This is a genomic window from Streptomyces sp. NPDC002671 (assembly GCF_053592475.1).
The window spans coordinates 1-3,903 of sequence record NZ_JBSFVU010000133.1 but is presented as its reverse complement, the minus strand read 5'-3'; the positions used below and the strand labels follow the sequence as shown (position 1 = coordinate 3,903).

Sequence of the window (3,903 nt, the reverse complement as noted above, 5' to 3'; positions counted from 1 at the left end):
AGCTGGGCATGCCGCCACACGACCTGCACCGGCTCGCGCAGGCCCTCCCACACGATGGCGGTGCGCAGAATGTCGTGCCGGTCCACGACCCGCTGCAACGCCTCGGTGAACGTGTCCAGCCGATCGCGCGAATCGAACTCCACCACCGTCGGAGTCACATAGGCGTCCTCGCCACCGTCGGCCAGGAGGTGGTGGAAGAGCATGCCCTCCTGCAACGGGGCCAGCGGGTAGACGTCGGCGACATTCGCCGCGCCACCCTCGACCGTGGCGACGACCCCCTCGATCTCCTCGGCAGTCAGATCGACCAGTGGGAGCATGTCGGGCGTGATCGCCCGCGCAACCTCCGGGATGGCGTTGGGCGGTACGACAACGCTCTCCGCACCGGCCACTGCCGCGAGCCCGGCCACCGTCGGCGACTCGAAGAGGGCGCGTATCGAAATGGTCACCCCGCGGGTGCGTAGGAGTTCCACCAGCCGGATCACCAGCAGCGAGTGGCCGCCCAGGGCGAAGAAGCTGTCATCGACACCGACGCTCTCCAGGCCGAGGACCTCGGCGAACGCCGCGCAGAGGAGCTCCTCGCGCACGGAGGACGGGCCACGGCCGGAACCGGTCGTGTACTGCGGTGCGGGCAGCGCCTTGCGGTCCAGCTTCCCGTTCGAAGTCAGCGGCAGCGCGTCAAGGACGACGACAGCGGAGGGCACCATGTGATCCGGCAGCCGATCGGCCACGAACCGACTTACTTCCTGGGCCAGTTCACCGTCCCGCTCGTGAGCGGGGACCACGTAGGCGACCAGGCGCTTGTCACCCGCAACGTCCTCACGGGCGACCACCGCGGCCTGGGCGACCTGCGGGTGGCCGGTGACAACGGCCTGCACCTCACCGGGTTCGATCCGGAACCCACGGATCTTCATCTGCTCGTCGGCCCGGCCCAGATACTCCAGCTGACCCTCCGCGCTCCAGCGCACCAGGTCACCCGTGCGATACAGCCGCTCACCCGCCGCACCGAACGGGCTGGCCACGAACCGCTCCGCCGTCAGCGCCGCACGCCCCACATACCCACGCGCCAGACCCGCACCAGCGACATACAGCTCACCGGCCACACCCGGCGCCATCGGAGACAGCCACTGGTCGAGCACGTACACGCGCGTGTTGGGAATCGGCGAGCCGGTGGGAACGACACTGCCGGACACCCGCTCAGGCGTCAGACGCGTCGTGGTCACACCGATGGTGGTCTCGGTCGGGCCGTAGTGGTTGAACACGGCACGCTCGCCCGCGACCGCCACCAGGTCCCGCACCCAGACGGGAGAAGCCGCCTCACCACCCAGCACCAGCGACTTCGCCGGCAACAGGGCCGCCAGGTCTCCGGCACTGGCCAGGGCCGCCAGATGCGAAGGAACCGCCTTGAGGTGGTCGATGGCGTGCTCCGCCAGATACGCGGTCACCACGGTCGGGTCAGTTGCAGCCTCCTCGTCCAGGACATGCAGCTCACCACCGGTCGTCAGACTCGCGAACACAACAGTGTTGCCAAGGTCCGTCGCCTGCGCCTGAAGCAGCGCATACCTGTCCCCAGGAGCGCCGAATCCGACCCGGGCCGGGACTGTGGCGACATAGTTGGCCAGGGAGCCGTGCGTCACCGCGACGCCCTTGGGACGACCTGTCGACCCCGACGTATAGATCACATACGCGAGCGCGTCCGCCAACAGGTCCGTCCGCGGCGCGACGGCCTCGCACGCCTCGACCTCGGCCGTGACGGCGGGGTCGTCCAGAGCGAGCACGGACAGCGCCTGGCCCGCCGGGCCGTCGAGCAACGCGCGGGAGGTCAGGAGCATCACGGCGCCGCTGTCGGCCAGCATGAACGCCACTCGGTCGGACGGCTGTTCCGGATCGACGGGCAGATAGGCCGCACCCGCCTTCCACACCGCCAGAATCGCCGTAATGGTCTCCACACCACGCGGCAGGCACAGACCCACCACCGACTCCGCACCCACACCCTGACCCGCCAGATGACGCGCAAGGCGGTTGGCACGGGCGTCCAGCTCCGCGTACGACACCTCGACACCGCCGGCGACGAGCGCCACTGCATCCGGAGTACGCGCGACCTGCTCCTCGAACAGCTCGGTCACAGTGGCCCGGGCCGTCTCGGCCGCGGTGTCGTTCCACTGGACCATGACCTGCTGCCGCTCCCCCTCGTCAAGGATGTCCACGGCACTGAGCCGGACCCGAGGATCAGCGGTCACCGTTCCCAGGACGCGCGCGAATCGCGTCGCCATCCGTCCCACGGTCCCGGACTCGAACAGATCGGCCGCAGCGGTCAGAACACCCCGCAGCCCCGCCGGGGCGCCCTGCGCGTCGAACGTCTCCTCCACGCTCAAGGACAGGTCGAACTTCGCCGCCGAAGCACCGGCGGCAAGCTCCTCCTCCACCTCACCGACCTGAACACCGGGCAGCTCCAGCGAGGCTTCCCCGGTGTTCTGCAGGGTCAACATCACCTGGAACAACGGGTGCCGCGCCAGGGAACGCGTCGGCGCCAGGTCCTCCACCAGACGCTCGAACGGCACATCCTGATGGGCGAACGCGGACAGAGTCGTGTCCCGCACCCGCCCGAGGACAGCGGTGAACATCGGGTCACCGGACAGGTCCGTGCGCAGCACCAGCGTATTGACGAAGAACCCGACCAGGTCGTCGAGAGCGACGTCGGTACGGCCGGCGTTCGACGACCCGATCGGGATGTCCGTGCCCGCACCCAGGCGGGAAAGGAGCACCGCGAGTGCGGCCTGGAGCACCATGAACGGTGTCACACCTTCGGCACGCGCCACCTCCACCAGACGCGCGTGCACCTCCGCGGAGATCTCGAAGGGCTCACGGTGCCCCTGGTGGCTCGCGACCGTGGGACGCGGGTGGTCGAAGGGAAGCCGCAGTTCGTCCGGCGCGTCCGCCAACGCTGCGCGCCAGTAGGCGACCTGACGGCAGAGCAGGCTCTCCGGATCGTTCTCGTCGCCGATCAGCTCGCGCTGCCACAGCGCGTAGTCCGCGTACTGCACCGGCAACGGCTCCCACTCCGGTGCCCCGCCGGCACGACGTGCCGCGTAGGCGGTGGCGAGGTCACGGGCGAGCGGTCCGGCCGACCAGGCGTCGGAGGCGATGTGATGCACCACGACGAGCAGGACGTGCTCGTCCGCCGCGGCCGGGAACAGCCAAGCATGGACCGGCACTTCGGTGGACAGGTCGAAAGGCTGCGAAGCGGCCTCGGTGACCGCCTCGGTGAGGCTGGCCGGGCCGTCCAGTGTGGACGGGTCGACGACCTGGAGCTGCCATGCGACGTCCGCGAGGTCCAGCACCCGCTGGTACGGCTCACCGTCGGTCGCTCCGAACACCGTCCGGAGCACTTCGTGACGGCCGATCACGTCTCGCAGCGCGGCATCCAGGGCTTCCGTGTCCACCTGGCCGGAAAGCCGCAGGGCCATGGGGATGTTGTAGGTGGGGCTCGCCCCTTCGAGCTGCTCGATAAACCACAGACGACGCTGCGCGAACGACAACGGAAACATCAGGACTCCCCCTGGTTACGCATGGGCCGCAACGCCGGCCGAGATGACTTCTTCTTTCCAAGCTGTTGTGCGAGCCCCGCCACTGTCGGCGCGTCGAAGAGGGTCCGGATCTCCACCTCGACGCCGAGGACGGCTCGGATCTCGCTGACGAGCCTCACTCCGAGCAGGGAGTGGCCGCCGAGGGCGAAGAAGTCGTCGTCGACTCCCACCTCGGGCAGTCCCAGGACGTCGGCGAAGACGGTGCACAGGAGCTCCTCCTGCGGCGTCGAAGGCCCACGTCCAGAACCAACGGCGTACTCCGGTGCCGGCAGCGCCTTGCGGTCCAGCTTGCCGTTCACCGTCAACGGCAGCTCGTCCA

Annotated in this window: 2 protein-coding genes; both read right to left on the bottom strand. The window is 69.1% G+C overall.

The genetic code is table 11. The features are described 5' to 3' along the window. Positions 1–3,545: amino acid adenylation domain-containing protein (locus tag ACWD35_RS45095; RefSeq protein WP_451357116.1), on the bottom strand; the 3,545-nt coding region annotated here is incomplete at its 3' end. Beyond that, positions 3,545–3,903, bottom strand: a 359-nt coding sequence (locus ACWD35_RS45090; RefSeq protein ID WP_451357115.1) for a phosphopantetheine-binding protein, incomplete at its 5' end; no start/stop codon positions are given. The genes ACWD35_RS45090 and ACWD35_RS45095, both read right to left, overlap by 1 nt.